18 protein-coding genes are annotated in these 18,795 nt (G+C 67.4%); 8 read left to right on the forward strand and 10 right to left on the reverse strand.

What is annotated here, in order from left to right; genetic code table 11:
* The first annotated feature begins 902 nt into the window (after positions 1–902).
* Positions 903–1,751 carry a hypothetical protein gene (locus IE252_RS40640; RefSeq protein WP_190094544.1) on the forward strand — a complete coding sequence of 283 codons (849 nt, stop codon included), beginning with the start codon at positions 903–905 and terminating at the stop codon, positions 1,749–1,751.
* Here IE252_RS40640 and IE252_RS40645 read toward each other — a convergent pair.
* The 9 genes from IE252_RS40645 to IE252_RS40690 form a co-directional block, all read right to left on the reverse strand.
* A complete protein-coding gene (locus IE252_RS40645) occupies positions 1,739–2,551 on the reverse strand; it encodes an aldo/keto reductase (protein WP_190094545.1) in 813 nt (270 codons plus the stop codon). The two genes, IE252_RS40640 and IE252_RS40645, sit on opposite strands and share 13 nt — an antisense overlap.
* Positions 2,485–3,681, reverse strand: a complete 1,197-nt coding sequence (locus IE252_RS40650) for a JmjC domain-containing protein (protein WP_190094546.1) — start codon at positions 3,679–3,681, stop codon at positions 2,485–2,487. The genes IE252_RS40645 and IE252_RS40650 overlap by 67 nt, the downstream gene beginning before the upstream one ends.
* A 70-nt stretch (positions 3,682–3,751) precedes the next feature.
* Positions 3,752–3,922, reverse strand: coding sequence for a hypothetical protein (locus tag IE252_RS40655; protein WP_190094547.1), 171 nt, complete (start codon positions 3,920–3,922; stop codon positions 3,752–3,754).
* A 376-nt stretch (positions 3,923–4,298) separates the two neighbouring features.
* The gene (locus IE252_RS40665) at positions 4,299–5,366 is read right to left on the reverse strand and encodes an NUDIX domain-containing protein (RefSeq protein WP_190094549.1); all 1,068 of its coding nucleotides are present in this window, start codon (positions 5,364–5,366) and stop codon (positions 4,299–4,301) included.
* A gap of 19 nt (positions 5,367–5,385) precedes the next feature.
* Positions 5,386–5,889 (reverse strand): hypothetical protein, encoded by a 504-nt coding sequence (locus IE252_RS40670; RefSeq protein ID WP_190094550.1) that lies wholly within the window; start codon positions 5,887–5,889, stop codon positions 5,386–5,388.
* Between the two features lie 42 nt (positions 5,890–5,931).
* Positions 5,932–7,371, reverse strand: a complete 1,440-nt coding sequence (locus IE252_RS40675) for a glutamine synthetase family protein (RefSeq protein ID WP_190094551.1) — start codon at positions 7,369–7,371, stop codon at positions 5,932–5,934.
* Positions 7,371–8,897: an amino acid permease gene (locus IE252_RS40680; protein WP_190094552.1), complete on the reverse strand. Its 1,527-nt coding sequence runs from the start codon at positions 8,895–8,897 to the stop codon at positions 7,371–7,373. The genes IE252_RS40675 and IE252_RS40680 overlap by 1 nt, the downstream gene beginning before the upstream one ends.
* Positions 8,898–8,936: 39 nt before the next feature.
* Positions 8,937–9,992: a hypothetical protein gene (locus IE252_RS40685; RefSeq protein WP_190094569.1), complete on the reverse strand. Its 1,056-nt coding sequence runs from the start codon at positions 9,990–9,992 to the stop codon at positions 8,937–8,939.
* A gap of 136 nt (positions 9,993–10,128) precedes the next feature.
* Entirely contained in the window at positions 10,129–10,323 is a 195-nt protein-coding gene (locus IE252_RS40690; protein WP_190094553.1) for a hypothetical protein, read from the reverse strand.
* Positions 10,324–10,878: 555 nt separating this feature from the next.
* Between IE252_RS40690 and IE252_RS40695 the strand changes: the two genes are divergently transcribed.
* From IE252_RS40695 to IE252_RS40725, 7 genes are all read left to right on the forward strand, one after another.
* On the forward strand, positions 10,879–12,396 hold the full coding sequence (locus IE252_RS40695; protein WP_506417305.1) for a helix-turn-helix domain-containing protein: 1,518 nt from the start codon (positions 10,879–10,881) through the stop codon (positions 12,394–12,396).
* Complete coding sequence (locus IE252_RS40700; protein WP_190094555.1) at positions 12,338–13,045, forward strand: 2'-5' RNA ligase family protein; 708 nt, start codon at positions 12,338–12,340, stop codon at positions 13,043–13,045. Before IE252_RS40695 ends, IE252_RS40700 begins: the two co-directional genes overlap by 59 nt.
* 174 nt (positions 13,046–13,219) lie before the next feature.
* Positions 13,220–13,576: a hypothetical protein gene (locus IE252_RS40705; protein WP_190094556.1), complete on the forward strand. Its 357-nt coding sequence runs from the start codon at positions 13,220–13,222 to the stop codon at positions 13,574–13,576.
* 4 nt (positions 13,577–13,580) lie between these two features.
* Positions 13,581–14,882 (forward strand): radical SAM protein, encoded by a 1,302-nt coding sequence (locus tag IE252_RS40710; RefSeq protein WP_190094557.1) that lies wholly within the window; start codon positions 13,581–13,583, stop codon positions 14,880–14,882.
* The gene (locus tag IE252_RS40715; protein ID WP_190094558.1) at positions 14,879–15,754 is read left to right on the forward strand and encodes a radical SAM protein; all 876 of its coding nucleotides are present in this window, start codon (positions 14,879–14,881) and stop codon (positions 15,752–15,754) included. Before IE252_RS40710 ends, IE252_RS40715 begins: the two co-directional genes overlap by 4 nt.
* A gap of 19 nt (positions 15,755–15,773) precedes the next feature.
* On the forward strand, positions 15,774–16,559 hold the full coding sequence (locus tag IE252_RS40720) for a hypothetical protein (RefSeq protein WP_190094559.1): 786 nt from the start codon (positions 15,774–15,776) through the stop codon (positions 16,557–16,559).
* Between the two features lie 82 nt (positions 16,560–16,641).
* A complete protein-coding gene (locus IE252_RS40725) occupies positions 16,642–17,331 on the forward strand; it encodes a restriction endonuclease (protein WP_190094560.1) in 690 nt (229 codons plus the stop codon).
* A 69-nt stretch (positions 17,332–17,400) separates the two neighbouring features.
* Here IE252_RS40725 and aspS read toward each other — a convergent pair whose 3' ends face one another.
* A complete protein-coding gene (gene aspS, locus IE252_RS40730; RefSeq protein ID WP_190094561.1) occupies positions 17,401–18,723 on the reverse strand; it encodes an aspartate--tRNA(Asn) ligase in 1,323 nt (440 codons plus the stop codon).
* Positions 18,724–18,795: the final 72 nt, after the last annotated feature.

An 18,795-nucleotide genomic window follows, 5' to 3' on the forward strand; every position in this document is an offset into this window, starting at 1 on the left:
GGTCGTGGTCGGCCCCACCATGGCCCCCACCACGGCCCGGGGCCCGGGCCGACGGGAAGATGTGACCAGCAGCGCGCGGTCCCCAGGTCGGCCGCTGGGAGCGAGCACATGCGGTGCCGTCACCGCATCCGCGTGCCCACGCGCTGGCGGTAGCCCGGTCAGAGTGGCTGAACGGCTGTGCCGTGTGTCATGCGGAATTGCGCATCGGAGGTTCAGGACTTTTCGACTGGTTGCGCAGCCATGGTGTGCACGGCGACTGCGCAGACTCCATGCCCGGTTGCGCAGACTGATTGCGCAACGCTTATCCGCAGCTGCGCAGTTGAGCTGCGCCCCGGGGCTGCGCGGCGGGAGGGCGGGGGCGTGGTGGGCTCGACCATGAGCCCTGGCCATGGCAAGCAGAGGTTCCCGGTGGTGGCCCGTGAGCATGGTTGGGGCCCGTGGCCCCGACGGGTGGAGTCAGCCCGCCTTGGTTTGCCACTGCCTCCAGAGCCGTCCGCACGGCTTCCTGTTCCGGGTGGGGGCCGGGGCACCCGGGACCCCCGTCCGTACCGGGGAGGGCGGCTGCTGCCCGGCGGTGCCTGTCCTGGTCAACGCAGCACGCGGCCCCGACCGGTTTGTCGACCAAGAGGGCCCGACCACGGTCACGAAAGGATTACACATGTCCTGACGGGCCCGACCATGGACCCGACCACGACATTTCACTACGTGAAGTCCCCCCTGTGAATGCGGATCTTTCGGCCCGGGCCGCCGCGAGCGCATCGATCTTCAGTCCGGGCGTTCACCGCCTTCCTGCCCCATCCGTTAAGGGCCTGCGGCGGCTTGTTGGGCGGGCAGGGAATCGGAACCCGGCGTGGGGGCGGTTGCCGAGCGCACGGCGTCGGCTGATTGCTACGGTCGGGCCTATGACCGCGACCGTGTCCCGCGTAATTGATCTCCGCAAAGAGCCGATCGAGGAAGCACTGGCCCGTGTGGAACGTGCTTTGCATGTGTGCCTTGACCGGGCGTCCGTCGTGCGCAAGCGCCGGTCGGTGGGGGCGCGCACGGACCGGGAGAGCTGGGTACGTATCGAAAGGCGTGGGCTCGACCGGATCGGCTCGCAGGGCGGGGACGGGACTGCGGCTGCCGAAGCCCTGCACGGGGTCGCTAAACCAGCGTGGTACGGCAGCGTGGCGTGGCGGGATGCGGAGGAGCCAGTGATGTGGCGGGCCGATGAGACCGCGCTCCTTGCTGGGCAGCCCGTCGGTTCGGCGATCGTGAGTGAGGACCCGGGCCTGCCGGACCCGTGGTGGGCGGCGCTGAACGCGTCCCTGGGTGCACTGGCCACGCAGCGCACCCACCGCATTGCCACTCCTGACACCGAGGCCATCACGCAGGAACTGGTCACCCAGACCATCCGGAGCGTGTTCGCCGGCGTCGACACCAGGGTGGACGAGTGGACGCCTGCGCACGCGGACCTGAACTGGGCGAACATGACCGCGCCGACGTTCTGCCTGTTCGACTGGGAGGACTGGGGGCTTGCCCCTCGAGGGCTGGACACGGCCACTTTGTGGGCTGCCTCCCTCGCGGTCCCGGCTCTGGCCGACCGCGTCCGCCAGGAGCGGCGAGGCGATCTGGAGAGCCGGGACGGCAAGCTCATGCTTCTTTTCGCCGCAGCGAAGATCCTTGGTCCGCACGCCCACCCGCAGGACCCGCGCCTAACAGCAGCCCGCGCCGCGGCAGAGCAAACGGTGCGGGAACTTCAGTCGGCCTGACGACTGCGCAGCAGGTCGCGGTACTGCCTGACCATCGTGTGATCGACCTCGTAGGTCAGGCAGGAGGCCGATTCCTTGAGATGGCCGAGGTCGTCTGTCCCGACGGCCACGGCGTCAACCACCGGGAGCTCGAAGGCGGTACGAAGCGCAGCCTGTACGGGCGTGGCTGAGTCGTCCTCACGCAGGAAGGTCCGCGGGTCGAACGTCTTCCAGACGGGCGTGGCCGTGCTCCCGCCGAACGGGCTCATGCCCCAGACCGATGAGGGCTGCCATTGTGTGGCGAGGAGTTCGGCGGAATCGAGGATGTCGATCCCGACGAGCAGGCCGCAGCGCAGCATGAGTACCCCAGGACTGGGAAGTGTGTTGACCTGGCCGAGGAGGGGGCGTGGGTCCCAGGTGGAGACGCCCCACCCTCCGCACCGGCCTGCGGCTGCGGCGTCGGCGAGCACGCCGCACGCCTCGGCCAGCGCATCGCCTGCCGGGGCGGAGTGCTCGGGATTGTGCAAGAGCACCCACTCCGGCTCGCGTCCCAGATCCCGCACCGCCTCATCAACCGCTGTGCTCAGACGGGCAGGATCGAGTGAATGGCCATCGGGGAAGTAGCCGACCTTTGTAGACACCGAGAACTTCGGCAGCAGATCGCCCGCCACTTGGGCCAGAGTTTTGTGGGAGCGGAACTGGAAGTAGGCGTAGGCGGTATCGAAGGTGGTGACGCCGAGATCCAGTGCACCCGTCAGCAGACGGCGTTCGTGACGAGACCGGTGTAACCCGAGGACAGTTCGTCGGACAGCGGCGCGCACAGATCCTCCTTCACCAAGATTTCCGCTACGTCGTGCACCTCGGCACCGACGACGACCGCGGCCTCGTCCAGCACGATGGGCTCCCCGCTGAGGAGCACCCGGGTCGCGGGGAGTGCCTTGGCCGCCAGCGTGAGCCGCTTCCCGGCCGCGATGACGTGCACGGTATTGCCGCTGGTGTGGATCTCAGGACGGAAGTGGGTGGCGCAGACCACGGTGTCGAGGGGCCCGAAGATGTCGAGGAACGGCACATGGCGGCCCGGGGCCGTGTTGTGTTCGTACGACGTAAGGAAGTCTGCGGGCGGGCGCTCGACGAGGAGCCGGGCAGCTGCCTCCATGAGGGAGGCATGGCCGGTTGCGTGCTGGCGGTCGAGGTCGTGGCGGAACACTTCGTGTTCACGGCACCAGTCACCCAGCCAGGCGAGCCAGCTCGCGCCGGTGCGCTTCGTTATACCGAAGGTGACGTGAAGGCTGTACCCGCTGCCTTTCTCCGCGCGGGTGGCCTGATGCCAGTGGCCTCGCGGAATGTGCATGATGTCACCGGCCTGGAGCACGCCGTCGAAGAGCACAGTGTCGCTCGGGATGCTGTTGGGATCGGCGTCCCGGTACATGGGAGCGGTACGAGTGGTCTCGCGGACCTGCCACTTCTTCTCGCCGGCGAGCTGGACAACGATTACGTCGTGGTCGTCCCAATGCAGCGGGAAGCCAGAAGCCTCATTCGTCGTCAGATAAGCGTTGACCTGCACCCGCTCGTGTGACCACCACTGCAGGGCGCGGCAGGCCACCTCCATGGTGGGGTCGAAGACGTTGAGCTGGTCCAGGATGAGCGTCGCGCCCTCATCCAGCAGCCCGCCGAGCCGGTACATGTTGACCATGGGAATGCTCTGCCCCCGCGGGCTGACAGTGTCCGTAACGTACACCGCCGGATGGACCTCTTCGCCCTTTTGGAAGACCCGGAATTGCGGACGGTTCAAACTGCGCCGCATCACGATGTCCAGCAGCCGGTTGGGGGTCAGAACTCGTGACAGCAGCCCCGTGTCGTCGCAGCGCCCGCGCACGAACGCCGTCCCGACCTGCGCGGCCCCCTTCCAGCCCAGCGCGCCTTCGATGGCATTGATCAACCGGTGCTCCATGACTACCTCCTTCTGATGGGACGGATCACCAGTGGAGGCCCGCCCTGGGCGGGCCTCCACCTTCAGCGAATTACTCGACGTCGGTCAGATTGCCGTCGCCGCCGGGCCAGGGGGCATCCCCAGACGATCCGGCGTTGTCCGAACGGAGGCTGTCGTAGCGGTCCTGGACAGCGACCAGTTCCTCAACGGCCACCAGCAAGCCGGTCTGAGCCGACTGTGACGGCTCGGTGTGGTGTGCCATGTGGTGCTCCTTCCCTCTCGGTTCCTCCACCCGGATGCGGGCGAAGTTCTCAGTGAACTGCCCCCACCGCGCAGCGTGAGGACTGCTTCCGGTCAGCCGTGACGTCGGCGGCTACCTTCTGCCTGGTGGCGCAGCAAGGCCGCCGTGGTGCGGGTCAGCCGAAGGCCCTGTACAGAAACCACATGATGAGGCTCCAGGCGGCGACGGCCAGGAGCGCGATGGCGCAGCCGGTGAGGACCGCTGTCGGCGAGAGAGGCGACTCTGCCTCGGGTTCCTCCGGCAGGGGGTGGCCTGCCGTGTGGGCGCGTGCCATGCACAGGGGGCAGTGCGGGTGTGAGGTCATCGCGAGGTCCCCGTTCCTTGTCACCGGCCCGGCTCAGTGGCAGGGAGTGCCGGAGGTCAGTTCGAGGGGGCCGGTGTTGTTCCACAGGGCCGTCACACAGGCGTCGAGGCGCCGGAGTGACGGTTCGCTGACGAGCGCCGCGCTGTCGTCCACGCTGACCATGCGCCACGCCGCGTTGCGGTGGGGGACGAGCCGGATGCGAGCCAGATCATGCTCACCGAGGGTGGCGCCGTGGAAGGCGTACGTCATGCGGCTCAGCCACGGTGCGCCATGACTCCAGTCAACGGCCAAGAGTCGGCCGAGTGGGACGTCGAGACCGAGCTGGTCCCGCAGGGCCCGGCGTGCGGCCTCACGCGGGCCCTCCCCGGCGTCACTGTCGATCCCTCCACCGGGCAACTCCCACAACTGGCTGCGGGAGGACGTCGGCTGGAGCAGCAGAAGACGCCCGCCCGCATCGGTCAGCACAATGTTCACCTCAGCGAGCACCTTCGGACGATGAGCCTGGTAAAGATCCGTGTCGACGGCGACACTCTGTTCCACGAACGAGCGCAGCCCCCGCGGAAAGCCGGCGGGGGAGCCGGGCTGGACACGCCCACCCACCAGGTAGGCGATGGAGCCGGAGTGCCACGCGTCGACGGCCGCGCGCACCCGGTCGACGACAGCATCGGGGAACAGGGGGATTGCATCCTCGGGCGCCAGCCACTGAGCAGTCACCGGTGGCGGGGTCTGCGTAGCGCGGCGGGCCTGGTGTTCATCGAGCGGACCGAACAAGTAGAGGTGGCACACGACCGACAGGACGGCAGACCACTGTTCGCAGTCGACGGCCAGCAGCCTCTTCCCTTGGTAGGGATGCACGTCGACGAGGCTGTAGAGGGCGTTGGCCAGCTCTGCCTGCGGGGGATGAGCACCCGTGCACTGGACGACGGGAAGGCTCACCGCGGCTCCGCCGCTGGGCCGGGGGTGCGTCAGCACAAGTACCCGCCCGCGAGCATCGGTGACCAGCGCGGAGGCAAGGACGGGCGGCGATGTTCCCTGAGCAGCGGGGGCATTGGCTGTCTCGCCTGCCGAAGGCTTGGTGGAAAGAGGCTGGTGGGCGGACACGAGAACGACTCCTTGAGGTTCAGCGAGCGGAGGGCAGAGGGGCCTTGACTGAGGGGGCCAGCTGGTGGCCGGCGCTGCCGCGGGAGGCGTTGAGGACGCCGTAGGCCCAGCCGAGTGTGATCAGGTGGCATTCGTTGGCCGCCTGCCACCGCTTCCGTAACAACTGCAGTCTGCGTTGCAGGGCGGTCATTGACAGGTGGCAGTGGGTGGCGGCTTCCAGGTGGCTGTCGTCCAGGGCGAGGCGCCACAAGATCACTACCTCGTGCGGTTCCGCGCCGCCGTTGGGAGGTGCGGCGGGTACGGGCCGGGCCAGGAGGTTGAGGACGTAGCAGGTGTGGATGTAGGCGTAGCGGTGACCTACTCCGAGCCGGTGGTTGGCGGTGGACTGGGTGGTCGAGACAGTGCCCGTGGCCAGCCCCAGTTCGGCGGCGGCTTCGGCGGTGTCCCGTCCTTGCGCGAGTACGGCGGCGATCCGTAGTTGTGCTGGTGTGGGCAGCAGTTTGGAGCGGGGATCTAACGTCATGCGGGCGGCGTCTTTCTCCTCTTCGGGTTTGGGCAGGGGTGTTCAGGCGCGGGTGAACCAGCGGGCCTGCTCTGCGTCGGTGACGGTGTGGCGCTGGTGGTCGATCTCGATCTCGGCCAGCTGCGCGTAGTGCTCCACCACTTCCTCGCCGAACGCCGCCCGTGTGAGGGGGCTGTGGCGGAATGCGGAGCGTGCCTGCTCCAAGGTGAGCGGCACCAGCGGCGCCTGGGAGGCTTCGAAGGCGTTGGAGACGCACTGGCGGGGTGGGACGAGGTCGTGGCTGATCCCGTGGACGATGCCGGCCACAGCGGCCGCGGCCAGGAGGTACGGGTTCGCGTCCGCCCCACCGAGGCGTACCTCCAGGTGGAGCCCGTCGCCGTGGCCGACGACGCGGACCGCGCAGGTGCGGTTGTCGAACCCCCAGGCCATCCGGGTCGGGGCGAACGCCTCGCCCAGGTACCGCTTGTAGGAGTTCACGTTCGGCGCATAGAACGGGGCAAGCCCTGGCAGGGCCTCCAGCAGACCCGCCACCGCGCTCTTGCCGACCTGCGAGAGTTCACCGTCGGGGCTGGGGAGCATAGGGGCGCCGCTGCGGGTCAGGGAGAGATGGAGGTGCAGGCCGCTGCCGATACCCGTCTCGGGCGCAGCCATGAACGTCGCCGTCATCCCCGCCCACGCCGCCAGCGCACGCGCACCGTGCTTGAACACGAGATGCTGATCGCACGCCGTGAGCGCGCCACCGTGGGGGAAAGTGACCTCCACCTGGCCAGGGGCGCCCTCGGTCTTGACGGCCTCCACCGGCATCCCCGCCTTCGCCAATGCGGCTTGGAGACGGCGGAAATAGCGGTCGAGACCAGGGGCGTGGTCAAGGGCATAATCCAGATTCACCTCCGCTGCCGCAACCAGCCCGCCGGGTCCGACACCGGTGGTGGGGGTGTAGGTGCCTTGGTAGAGCAGGAACTCGGTCTCCAGGCCGACCTGGGCGTGCAGGCCGAGTGCGGCCAGCCGGGTGAGCTGGGACCGCAGGACCTGCCGGGGAGCAACCTCCACCGGCGCGTCAGCCGAGTCCACCGCGTCCCCGAGAAGGAGCACGGTGCGGGGAATCCATGGCAGGTAGCGCAGGGTGGACAGGTCCGGGACGACCCCGGTGTCCTCGAAGCCGCTGTCCCACGAGGTCAGGTCGAAGCCGTGGCGCGGACTCATCTCGACATCCGTGGCCAGCAGGTAGGCGCACATGTCCGCACCGTCGAGGGCGACCTTGTCCAGGAAGTGCCGGGCCCCGTACCACTTGCCCTTCAACTGCCCCTGCAAATTCGGCAGCGCCAGGACGACCGTGTCGATCAACTCGTCATCGACGGCGTCCCGCAGATCAGATAGCTCCAGCTTCCCGGTGAACGCACGCCCCCTGCGCGTGCCAGCGGTGGCCGCGGACGGAGCACTGAGCCGGGGTACCTGCGAGAACGAGCGCGGGGTGGTGGCCATCAGACGATCTCTTCCTGGATCTTGGACAGTTCTTTGTCGGCAGCGGTAGCGGGCACCTTGTAATCGCGTCCCGCGATGCGCCACCAGATCGCGGCCAGCAGCAGGGCGGCGGCGAGGGCGACGGGGGCGTAGTTGAAGGTGTCCACCGTCACCAGCCCGCCACTGTCGGGCTTCGTCTGCGGCAGGCAGAACAGCACGGTGACGAACGCCACCCACCCGACGGCGATGGTGCCGATGAGGATGCTCCAGCGGCCCAGGTTCCACGGCCCGGGGGTAAATCGGTCGCGGTAGCGGACCCGCAGATAGATCGGGATCGCATAGGCGGGGGTGATCCCGATGACGTTGATCGCGACGACCGCTCCGTACGCGGTGGGGCTGTAGAGCGATGGCAGCGCCAGGACGCCAGCGACCGCGACCGACAGCCACACGGCTGCCCGTGGGGTGCGACTGGCGTTGTCGGTGCGTGTCCACCACCGCTGGCCGGGCAGGGCGCCGTCGCGGGAGAACGCGAACACCATCCGCGAACACGCTGCCGTTTCCGCGTTCCCGCAGAACAGCTGAGCCACGATCACGACCAGGAGGAGGGCCTTGGCGCCGCCGAGGCCGAGGGCGTCGATGAAGATCTGAGCCGGGGGCACTCGGGTGGGGGTGGTCTGGGTACCGGTGTAGTCCTGGATGGCGAAGGTCAGTCCGACCAGCAGTACAAGCCCGGCGATCCAGGACCAGACGATGGAGCGCACGATGCCGCGCGGTGCCGCCACCGAGGCGTGGGTGGTCTCCTCGGACAGGTGGGCCGAGGCGTCGTACCCGGAGAAGGTGTACTGCGCCACCAGCAGCCCGATCGCGATCACGTACAGGCTGCTGGACCAGCCCGTGCCGTTGACGAACTTCGTGAACACGAAGTCTGCGGACTGATGACGGGCGGGGACGATCGTCAGGGCTCCGACGATGACGGCGACGCCGGCCAGGTGCCACCACACGCTCACCGCGTTCAACACCGCGACCAGGCGGACCCCGAAAAGGTTCAGCACCGCGTGCAGAGCGAGGATGCCGAAGAAGATCCACAGTGTCTTCGTGGGGGTCGGTTCGAAGTCGTACTGGAGGTCGAGGAAGGCACCGGTGAACTGGGCGCAGCCGTAGTCGATGCTGGCGATCCCGCCCAGGAGCCCGAGGAGGTTGAGCCAGCCGGTGTACCAGCCCCAGCGTTTCCCGCCGAGCCGGTCAGCCATGAAGAACAACGCCCCGGAGGTGGGGTAGGCGCTGGTCACCTCGGCCAGGGCGGCGCCGACGAACAGCACCATGCCGCCGACCACGACCCAGCCCCAGATCATCACCGAGGGGCCGCCGGTGGAGAGGCCGTAGCCGTACATGGTCATGCAGCCGGTCAGCACGCTGATCACGGAGAACGAGACGGCAGCGTTGCCGAACGCGCCCATCCGCCGGAACAGTTGCGGCTTGTAACCGAGTTCGCGCAGGTGCTCGTCGTCGGCGTGCACACCGGAAGGGTGTTGATGTGTATATGACATCTCAGAGGCTCTGGTTCCTGAAGTCGGAGGGATGAAGGGTCAGGTGAGGCGGAGGCGGTGCTTGGGAGCGGGGGCTGTGCGGGTGCGGGTGGTGGTCAGGCACTGGGCGCGGGCGCGGACGAACTCCCGCACCGCCGACTCCGGACGGTCGGGGTCCTCGCACACGTACGCCCACGGCAGCCGGGTGGCATAGCGGTCGAGCGCCCGGAAGACCTTGGCCGCATCCGCGTACTGATGCCCCGCCCACAGTGCGTGCGCCAGATAGTTCAGGTCCACCACCGACGTCGAAGGCGTGGGCTGCTCATTCCAGCTGTAGAAGGCGCGCCGCACGTACTGGTTCACCGGCTCACGTGACCACTGGCGGTGCTGCAACGCATCTGCTGTCCCGTTCTGCCGGTGGCGCCGATAGCTCTCCATGCAGGCATACAGCGGCAGCATCCGCAGCGGCGAACCCGCAGGCTCCCTCGACACCGTCCACTGCGCGAAGTTGATCGCATCCGCCACCGACGTATGACGGCAGGCGTAGAAGAACTGCAGCATCCGGTGGAACGCCTCCCGGTTCCCGCCCGGATCCCGCTCCTCCACCCGCGCCAGCAGCCCCCACGGCCCAGCCGGAAGCATCTCCTCCCACGCCACCCGCCAATGCTCCGGACACCGCAGATCCGTATCCGCCTGCGCCAATGCCAGCAAGGCCACCCACGGCACCGGATCCGCCGGCACCCGAGGCACTGCGACCAGACACGCATGCCGCGCCGCCTGCTCCAAAACGGGCGCCTTCGCGTCTCCGCCACGATGAGCCTGCAACGCCCGCACCACCGCAACACGGCCACGCATCACCAACGCATCCGCGCTGTCCGGCTCCTCCGCCACCCACGCCTCGACAGCATCCGTACGGGCCGCTGCAGCCGCCAGCACCTGCGTACGCGACGTACGCAACGCCCAGTCGTCACCCGTACGGGCCAGCAGATCCCGGACCGCGACCCAGCGCCCGAGCTGCAGATCAGCGAGCACCGCCCGCAACTCCAGATCGAACCCCGCAGGGTGATAGACCGGGGTGAAGGCCCCCAGGCTCGATGTCTCTCTGGCGCCCCGCATCACCTCACCCCGCCCGACCGGGCCAGCCGTAACGCCAAGATGGAGTGAGCCGTGGTGCGGAGGGTCGGCTCCTGGATATGCATCGGATCCTCTTGAGAAGTAGTGAGTTGCGGCACTTGGCGGCCGGTCGGTTCCATCAGAGCGTGACGTCGCTGATGAGGCTGGCGACCTTCGTACTGAGCTGGTTGATCGACGGCGCAACCGACGGACTCGCCAGGTAGAACCCGAGAAGGATTGACACGACGGCGTGGCCGGCCTTCAGGCCGCCCTTTCGGACCAGCAGGAAGACGATGACGGCAAGCAGGACGACCGCCGAGACACTAACGGCCATTGCGAACCCGCCAGCCGAGCCCACGCCAGGGGGCACCGCTCACGTGCCTGGGCCGCCATGAAGGCATTAGCTGAATCCGGAGGGATCTGGTGAGCATGCGGAAACCTCTGCAGGCCGACGTGTGGGATGGCAACGCTGGGCTTCACGGCCTCCTTTGCGGTGAGGCGTGTTGTGCCGAGAGTCTCCTTGCCCGGGGCGCTCCGTGCACATGCCGACGGTGATATCACTCAGGAAATTCCGAAGCGGCGCCCGCAGGCTGGGCTGCGCAGCCTGTGCGCAGAAGGGAGCGAAGGACTGCTCTACAAGCGGTTCGCGATCCTGGGGCTTCCGACTGAAATGTTCCAATCCAGACAATTCTCAGGGCTCACCGTGATGACGAGGGTGCCGCTCGGGGGTTACGGAAGACCACGCGACCCGTCGACGCTGGTTCCGATACGTGGAGCCCAATGGCGTGGCCGAGAAGTGTCGTTCGTCTCTCAAGTAGAGCGGAATTGATGTCCTGGCCGCGCCCCGCGGGATCTACTGTGGGTCTTCCGACTGCGGCGGAGGTAGGCGATGGCATCAGGGCAACGTCGATGTGCCGGATGCGGCCTGCTCTTGAGTCGCTACAACGCCGATACCCGCTGCGCTACTTGCACCCGCGCTTCCGCTCGTGACTCCCACCACCAGCCTTGCATCCCTGAGTGGGTCTGGCACGACGCGGATGTTATCGAGTCGCTCGCAAACTGGGACTTTGGGGCGGCTTTCCACCGGATACGGCAGATTAGCCATCTGCGTCAAGAGGACCTGGCAAGCCTTACAGGTCTAAGTCAGTCCTATCTGTCTGCTCTGGAATCCGGTACCCGACGGCTGACGCATGTTGAGAAGATCAAGATAGTTCTCCGAGGCCTGGGAGTGCCTCCGCAGGTTGCACCTGAACTCGTAGCCACGGCTCTCTCTTCTCGATTACGTAGTGCGACCACTGAAGCCGTACACGAGACAGCGTGGGAGAGCCCGGTCGAGGTCGCGCGACGACTCCACGCCGCCTCCTCCTCCAACACAGATTCCAGCACTCTGCTGGTGCTGCGGGAGACGATTGAGGGTGTGGTGCATCGCTATGAAGCGGAAGGGCCGTACAGCCTCGCGGGCGAAGTTCTGGAGGTGCGACGCTACGTCGGCGAGCTGCTTGAGGGCCGACAGCTCCCGCGTCAGCGCGAGGCGCTGTTCCGGCTTGCTGCCCAGGCATCCGCCCTGCTGGCCTACATGGCAGTCAATGCGGGCCGGGAGGTTCTGGCGGAGGCGTATTGCGCTGAGGCGGCAGAGCTCGCCTCTCACATCGACGACCGCGAACTGGCCATGTGGATACAGGGGACCCGCTCCCTCAACGCCTACTACGCCGGTCGCTTCGAGGAGGCCGTGGCCTGTGCCGATGCGGGAGTCGCGATCGACCCCGGCCATCCGCAGGCGATCAGACTCCAGGCCAACGGCCGCGCTCGGGCCCTGGGGAAACTCGGGGACGTGAGGAGGGCGGAGCGAGCCATCGCGACTGCCGTAGACCTGAGCGCACGGCACGACGTCCCGGATGGCCTTACCCCGTGCATCTCGTTCGCCCCCTATGCCCTGGCCCGTACCCTCGCCAACGCCGCAACCGTGCACGTGGCGCTGTGCAGGCCGCACCGCGTCCTGGCCTACGCGGACGAGATCGACGATCGGGTGCAGCACTCTGATTCAGCCTGGAGCCGCGCCCTGGTCCGTCTGGATGTGGCAACGGCCGTGCTCACGAGTGATCGTCCGGACGTGGAGCAGGCCATGGTGCTCGGTCGCCAGATCCTGGAGGCGGATGGCGGGGCGCCAATCCGCTCGGTCGTGCAGCGGGCCGGCGACTTGTATCTGCTTGCGGCCCCATGGCGAAATCTTCCTGCGGTGCGGGAGTACGGCGAAGCGTTGAGGACGTGGCAGTCTGCCCCACAGGCGCGGGCGCTGGTGGGTTCTGCGAAACTGGCGCGGCCGGTGCAGCCGACCAGAAGGGCCGCGGATGCAGCTCACAGTCGATTCGGGAGCCTTCCCGCCCAGCCCCCCGCCGAGCACGACTGACCCGGCGGTCATCGCCGCGCACGACTGGGCCGCCTTCGACGCCGTCGAGAAGATGATCGACCACTGGGAGCGGCCTGGATGGAGCATGGATACCCGGGCCTACTACTGGATGCTGACCATTCCAGAAGAGTCCCCCCTGGTCGGCCACATGCGGCAATGCCAGCAGGACCTGGCACCGTTCGGGTTCGACAACATCGACCCTGACGGCCTGCACCTGACTTTTGGCCGGGTCGGCCTCGTCGAGGAGATCAGCGGCGACCGGATCGACCAGCTCGCGGCAGCCGCGCAGCAGACAGTTCCAGAGCGGTTCACGCTGCAGGCCATCCCGCTGACCGCGTCGCGCGGGGCGATCCGATACAGCGTCGCACCCTGGACGCCGATCCTGGACCTTTACCAGATGCTCCATGAGGTCGGGGCGCACCACGGTCTGCCCTTCAGGAAACCTGCGGCGGTCTTTCGTCCGCACATCGGCATCGCCTACTCCAACCGCACGCTGCCCGCGGACGGTATCCGCGCCGCGCTACGGCCGCTTCGCGAACTCGACCCAGTGGACATTGTGGTGGAACAGGCACATCTGGTGGAACTGCGCCGCGAGGAGCGGGCCTACCGGTGGAGCGTTGCCCGGACTCTTCATCTCATGCCTAGCTGATACGACACGGCGCCCAGCCTGACCCTCCGGGCCCTTCGCTATCGCCGCAGTGATATCACCGCGGCGATGTGCATTCTCGGTTGATCCCCGTCACGCTCCTGTCCGGGCAGCTTGGCTGCTGCCCTGCACGGCATCAGCCAACAACTATCCGTAACAGGACAGGAGATGAGTTCTATGCCGATCCCACGCCGCAGCAAGGGAGACCACCTGCTGCACGCGGACGTCGTCGATTCGAAGTCGAAAGCCGGAGTGTGGATGGCAGAACAGGCGAACTTCAAGGCCGACCAGGCCAACATCAGCGAAGCCCTCAAGGAGCAGACCGACTGGGTCGACCTGGAGAACGCCGTTCTCGTCATCAGCACCGACCCGGCCGGCATCACCGTGATCGCCCCGAACCCGACACTGCCTGGAATGATCGTCCTCGCCGACGGCGGTTCGCCCCTCGCCTCGCAAATTCTTCGGGACAAGGGCGTGGAACTGGTGCGCACTACAATGGCGCAGCTCGGTATCGCCGAGGTGGAAGCCGCCTAGGACAGTGGCCTCCTCCCAGCTTGTGTGGGGGAAGTACCTCCAGTTCGAGCGCGACGGGGAAGCTGTTCTCCTCGACCCGGTCTCGCTGGAGAGCGTCTACCTCGACCGCGGGGAGGTCACCGACCTCTCTGCGGTTCCCCCGACCGCGACCCATACCGCTCTCGCCGAGCTCGGCTTCGTGGCCGACGGCCCTCGGACCGACGGACGCGAAGCTCTCCGAAACCGCCTCACCCACCTCGGGCTCGATGCGACACCGTTGCGCATCAGTGGACTTCGTATCGTGTTGACCGACAAGTGCAACATGGCGTGTGACTACTGCTTCGTGAAGACGAACACCGGCAAGCCCGACATGACCGAGGAGGAAGTAGCCACCGGGCTGGCCTATCTGTTCGAAACGAACGCCAGCCACGACCAAGTGTCCATCCAGTGGTTCGGCGGCGAGCCGACCATCCGTTTCGACCTCATGCGGTACGGGGACGAGCTCGCGGACCGGCTCGCCGCCGAGCACGGGGTGAAGAGCATCCGCCGGACCGTCGTCACCAATGGCGCGCGCCACACGGATGCCATGGTCCAGCACTTCGCCCGCTACCAGTACGGCGTCGGCGTCTCCATCGACGGACCACCGGCGATCAACTCGGCCAACCGCCTGCTGCTCGGCGGGCAGCCTGCCGACGACCGGATCCGACGCAACGTCCGACGGCTCCTGGAGACGGACGGCGTGCACGTGGGCTGCAACCTCACGCCCACGTCCGCCAACATCGGCCGACTCGCGGACACCGTGAGGTGGATCATCGACGAACTCGGCCTCACGTTCATCTGCACCAACACCCCCATCCCCACCGGCGGCCGGTGGAGAGTCAGCGGAGCCGCGCTGGCGAAGGAGCTGTACGCGGCCCGAATGGTGGCACTCGGCCGCGGCGCGATGATGTTCTCCGTACTGGACCGGGCCTTCCAAGCCCTCGACCGGCGCCATCCGATGCTGTTCGACCACATGCAGAGCGACCAGACCCTGAACGCCGCACTGCTCCCCGGCGACCGCCTGAGCCTGTGCGACATCAACTTCGACGAGCCCGCCTTCCTCTACAGCATCGACGAGCTGGAGGCAAAGCCCGAACTCCTCGGGGGCATCGCGAAGAACATCGCGCCGATCCCCGCATGCGGCACCTGTCCGGCCCTCGCGATCTGCGGCGGCCCCTCCCGCAACGAGCAACTCCTGATCGGAGACAGCGAACCGGACCCCGAGATGTGCGCCTTCTACCAGAACATGGTGGAGATCGCGCTCTGGGACAACACGGGGGTCCAATGACCGCCGCCAAACCTGTACCTGCTCGCTTCACCCAGGCCCTCGTCAGCACCGCCGGTCACTGCAAGATCGCGTGCGGCTTCTGCCTGCGCCCCGACCGCGCGCCCGGCTACCTGGAGATCCCCACCTATACCCGGACCCTGTCGCGTCTGAAGGAAGCAGGTGTCGAAGGGGTCTGCCTGACGGGCGGGGAACCGGCCCACCACCCGCAGCTGCGCGACCTGATCCGCCTGGCCCACCAGTTCGGGCTCGCCGTGTCGGTGGTGACATCGGCTCGTGCGGAAGCCGATGTCGCGGGCCTCGCTCGGATCGGGCATCTTCTGGCGAACCTCACCGTGTCCGCCGACTCGGCGGGCGCCATGCGCCTGGGGCGCACGACTCGCTCGGTGAAGACCGCTCTCGCCACCTTGCAGGCCGTGCCGGCTCCCGCAAAGGTGCTCCACCTGACGTACTGGGACGTGTCCGATACCGAGGCACGCGCCGTCTATACCGCGCTGCGGGACGTGGAGGTCGAGGTGCAGCTCAGCCCGGTCATGCTCGACACCGCCGCTCAGGCCAATGCCGGTCTCAGTCTTGACGCGTACGTACAGCGCCAGCGGGACGACACCGAACACCTTGCCCACTACTTCGCACTCAGCCCGCGGTTCCGGAAGCACCTCACGGCCCTGCACGCCCTGCTGTTCCAGCCCGAGAGCAGGGTGTGCCGGTCGGACCTGTTGTATGTCTCGGCGAACGGCTGTCTTCGCCGCTGCCCGTACGGCACTACCGGCGTCTCCGTCCAGGCCCCGCGGTCCGTGATCCATGACTACTTGGCAGCACCACCCGGCGACCAAGTCACCCCGGACTGCGCCGCGATCTGCCGTGCCGCACGCTGAACCGAAGAAGGGGAAGCCGATGACCGACACCATCATCACACCGGGCGAGTTCACTCAACGCTGGATGGACCCGCCCAACTTCCGCCTTGCCCCGGACCTGTGGCCCTTCCGCTTCACGCTGCCGTCGGCGCTGGAGGTCCTGGACGTCATCCGCAACGACGAAGAGGTTCGCTTCACGCTGCTTGGCGACCTCGACCCGGAGATCCGAGGCGCCAGAACCCGGGCGTTCCGGCACGCCCCCGTCGAAGAGATCACCCGGTGGCCGTTCCGGCTCGTCCACTTCCGCCTGGCCCGGCTCTACGACAACCTGCTGACCGGCTTCCACGAGGACGTCATGATCCCGTGGCGCACCTTCCTGTCCGCCCGCGGGTTCACCTGGCACCGCTGCGCGCCGCTGCTGTTCCTCTCGGGCCCTGACGGCAACTCCACCTACCACACCGACCAGTCCCACGGCCTGGTCTGGCAAATCGAGGGTGCCAAGACCTTCCACAGCTACCACGCCCCGGACCAGGTACTGTCGGCAGAGGCTGCGATTCGCTGCGAGTCCACCGGCGAACACCCACCACTCCATGACGCCCGCACAGTCCAGGCCGTGCGCATGGGGCCCGGCGACCTGCTGTGGAGCCACGTCCTGACCCCCCACTGGGTCACCGGGGACACGGCGCTGAGCATGAGCATCAATCTTTCCCACGGGGGCCTGGCCCGGCACGGCCGATTCGCCCCGCGCGAGCAAGTCCTGCGCGAACACTGGGACAAGTACCCCGACGAACCGTGGCTCACCGATCTCCGCAACATCCACTATTGACGCGGAGGCTGGAAAGAGCCTCTTGGCGCAGGAGCTGAGCCTCCTCAAACTGCCAACAGATCAGCGGACGGGGGAGACCGGCATGCCACAACGCAAAAGACAGACCAGCAAGGCTCGGCGGCAACGACTACTGCGCCGCCGCACCGGAACCGCTGCAGCAGTGCTCGCCGTCTCCCTGTTCGTCTTCTGGCAGTACATGTGGCTTCTCATTGCCCTCGTGGTCGCCACGATCCTGAGTACAGGCGGCTTGCTCCTGTGGCGAGCCCATCGCAGAGAGCAGGAGGGCGACCGGACCTGGAGGGAGCAGAACCGGCGCATGGCGCTCGAACGCTCCATGACAGCCATCGACGCCATGGGCTGGCAGGACTTCGAGGCGTACGTCGCCGAGCTGTGCAGGCGCGACGGCTGCACCAAGGTGCTCGTGGTCGGCGGCTCGGGCGACCTGGCCGCCGACATCCTCGGCTACCTGCCCGACGGCCGCCGTCTGGTCGTCCAGGTCAAGCACTACGCTCCGCACCGGAAGGTCCCCAGCGGCGACATGCAGAAGTTCGTCGGCATGGCGTTCGCCGAACACCATGCGGATGTCGCCCTGTTCGTCACGACGTGCGAGTACAGCGGCAGCGCCCGCCAGCTCGCGCTCAAACACCACATCGTGGCCCTCAACCGCGACCTGTTCGGCTCCTGGAACAGCGGCGCACCCCTTTCCTCCCTGCTAGGCCTCGGCGGCACCGGCGCGGGGCTGGAGCGCCGTCGGCGGCCACGCAGGGCCTGAAGCCGTCTCGCGTGGCGTCGCGCACCTGCCGCAGCGCCACCCGAGACAGCCATCATCCAAATAACCCGGCTACGGGGTAAGCCGGTTGGGCCCGCGGAAGAGGAAGGTGGCCTCACGGATCGAGTCCAGGCCGAGCATCACCATCAGTACCCGGCCCAGCCCCATGCCGAGCCCGCCGTGCGGCGGGCACCCGTACCGGAAGCAGTTCAGGTAGTCCTGCAGGGGCTCGGTGTTCATGCCCTTCTCCGCGGCCTGCTTGAGCAGCACGTTGTAGCGGTGCTCGCGCTGCGCCCCGGTGGTGACCTCCAGCCCCTTCCAGAGCAGGTCGAAGCTCAGTGTCACGTCCGGCTGACCGGCCGGACGCATGTGGTAGAAGGGCCGGATGCTGGTGGGGTAGTGCGTGATGAACACGAACTCGTGCCCCGTCTGCTCCCGCACGTACGCGGCGATGGCGCGCTCACCCTCGGGGTCCAGGTCCTCCTTCACACCCTCCGGGTCCCAGCCCCTGGCCCTCAGTACCGCCTGGGCCTCGGCCATCGTGATTCTCGGGAAGGGCGCTTTCGGCACGACGACCTCCACGCCGTACGCCTCCCGGATCGCTTCCCCGTGCTGCTCGGCGACCTGGGCGAGGGCGTGCGTGAGCATCTGCTCCTCGAACGCCATCACGTCGTCAACACGGTTGATCCACGCCAGTTCGACATCGACGCCGGTGAACTCGGTTGCGTGCCGGGACGTGAACGAGGGCTCCGCACGGAAGACCGGGCCGATTTCGAAAACTCGGTCGATACCGGCTGCGATCGCCATCTGCTTGAAGAACTGCGGTGACTGGGCGAGGTAGGCGGACCGGTCGAAGTAGCCGAGCTTGAACACCTCCGCCCCGGACTCCGAGGCGGTGCCCATCAGTTTCGGGGTGTGCATCTCGGTGCAGCCCTGCTGATACGCGTACGCGCGCATCCCCTGCTCCAGGGTCGTCTGCACTGCGAACAACAGCTGCGCGGCAGGACGGCGCCGTACGTCAAGGAAGCGCCAGTCCAGGCGCTGCTCCAGGGCAGTGTGCTCGTCGATGGGCAGGTGCGCCTCGGCCCGGTTCAGCACCTCGACTGACTCCGGAATGATCTCCAGGCCGCCGAGCTTCACCACCGGGTTCTCCACCACCCGGCCGGTGATCCGCACGGCGGACTCGACGGTCACCTGCTCCATAGCCTTTTCGATCAGGTCACCTTTTCCGCTGCGCCGGTGGGTGACCTGCACCGTGCCGGTATGGTCGCGGACCAGGACGAATTGCATGGTGCGCTGCAGGCGGTGAGTGTTCACCCAGCCGCAGACCGAAACGGTCTGGTCGAGATGTTGCCGCAGGTCAGCGACCAGTACGCGGCTCGTTGGGTGGATCATCGCGGCCCTCCAGGGGGCGTCGTCATGATCCCTTGGGAGCGTGGGCGAGAAGGGGACTCGCGGTACCACCAC

This window comes from Streptomyces melanogenes (genome assembly GCF_014649795.1).
GTDB classification, from domain to species: Bacteria; Actinomycetota; Actinomycetes; order Streptomycetales; family Streptomycetaceae; genus Streptomyces; species Streptomyces noboritoensis.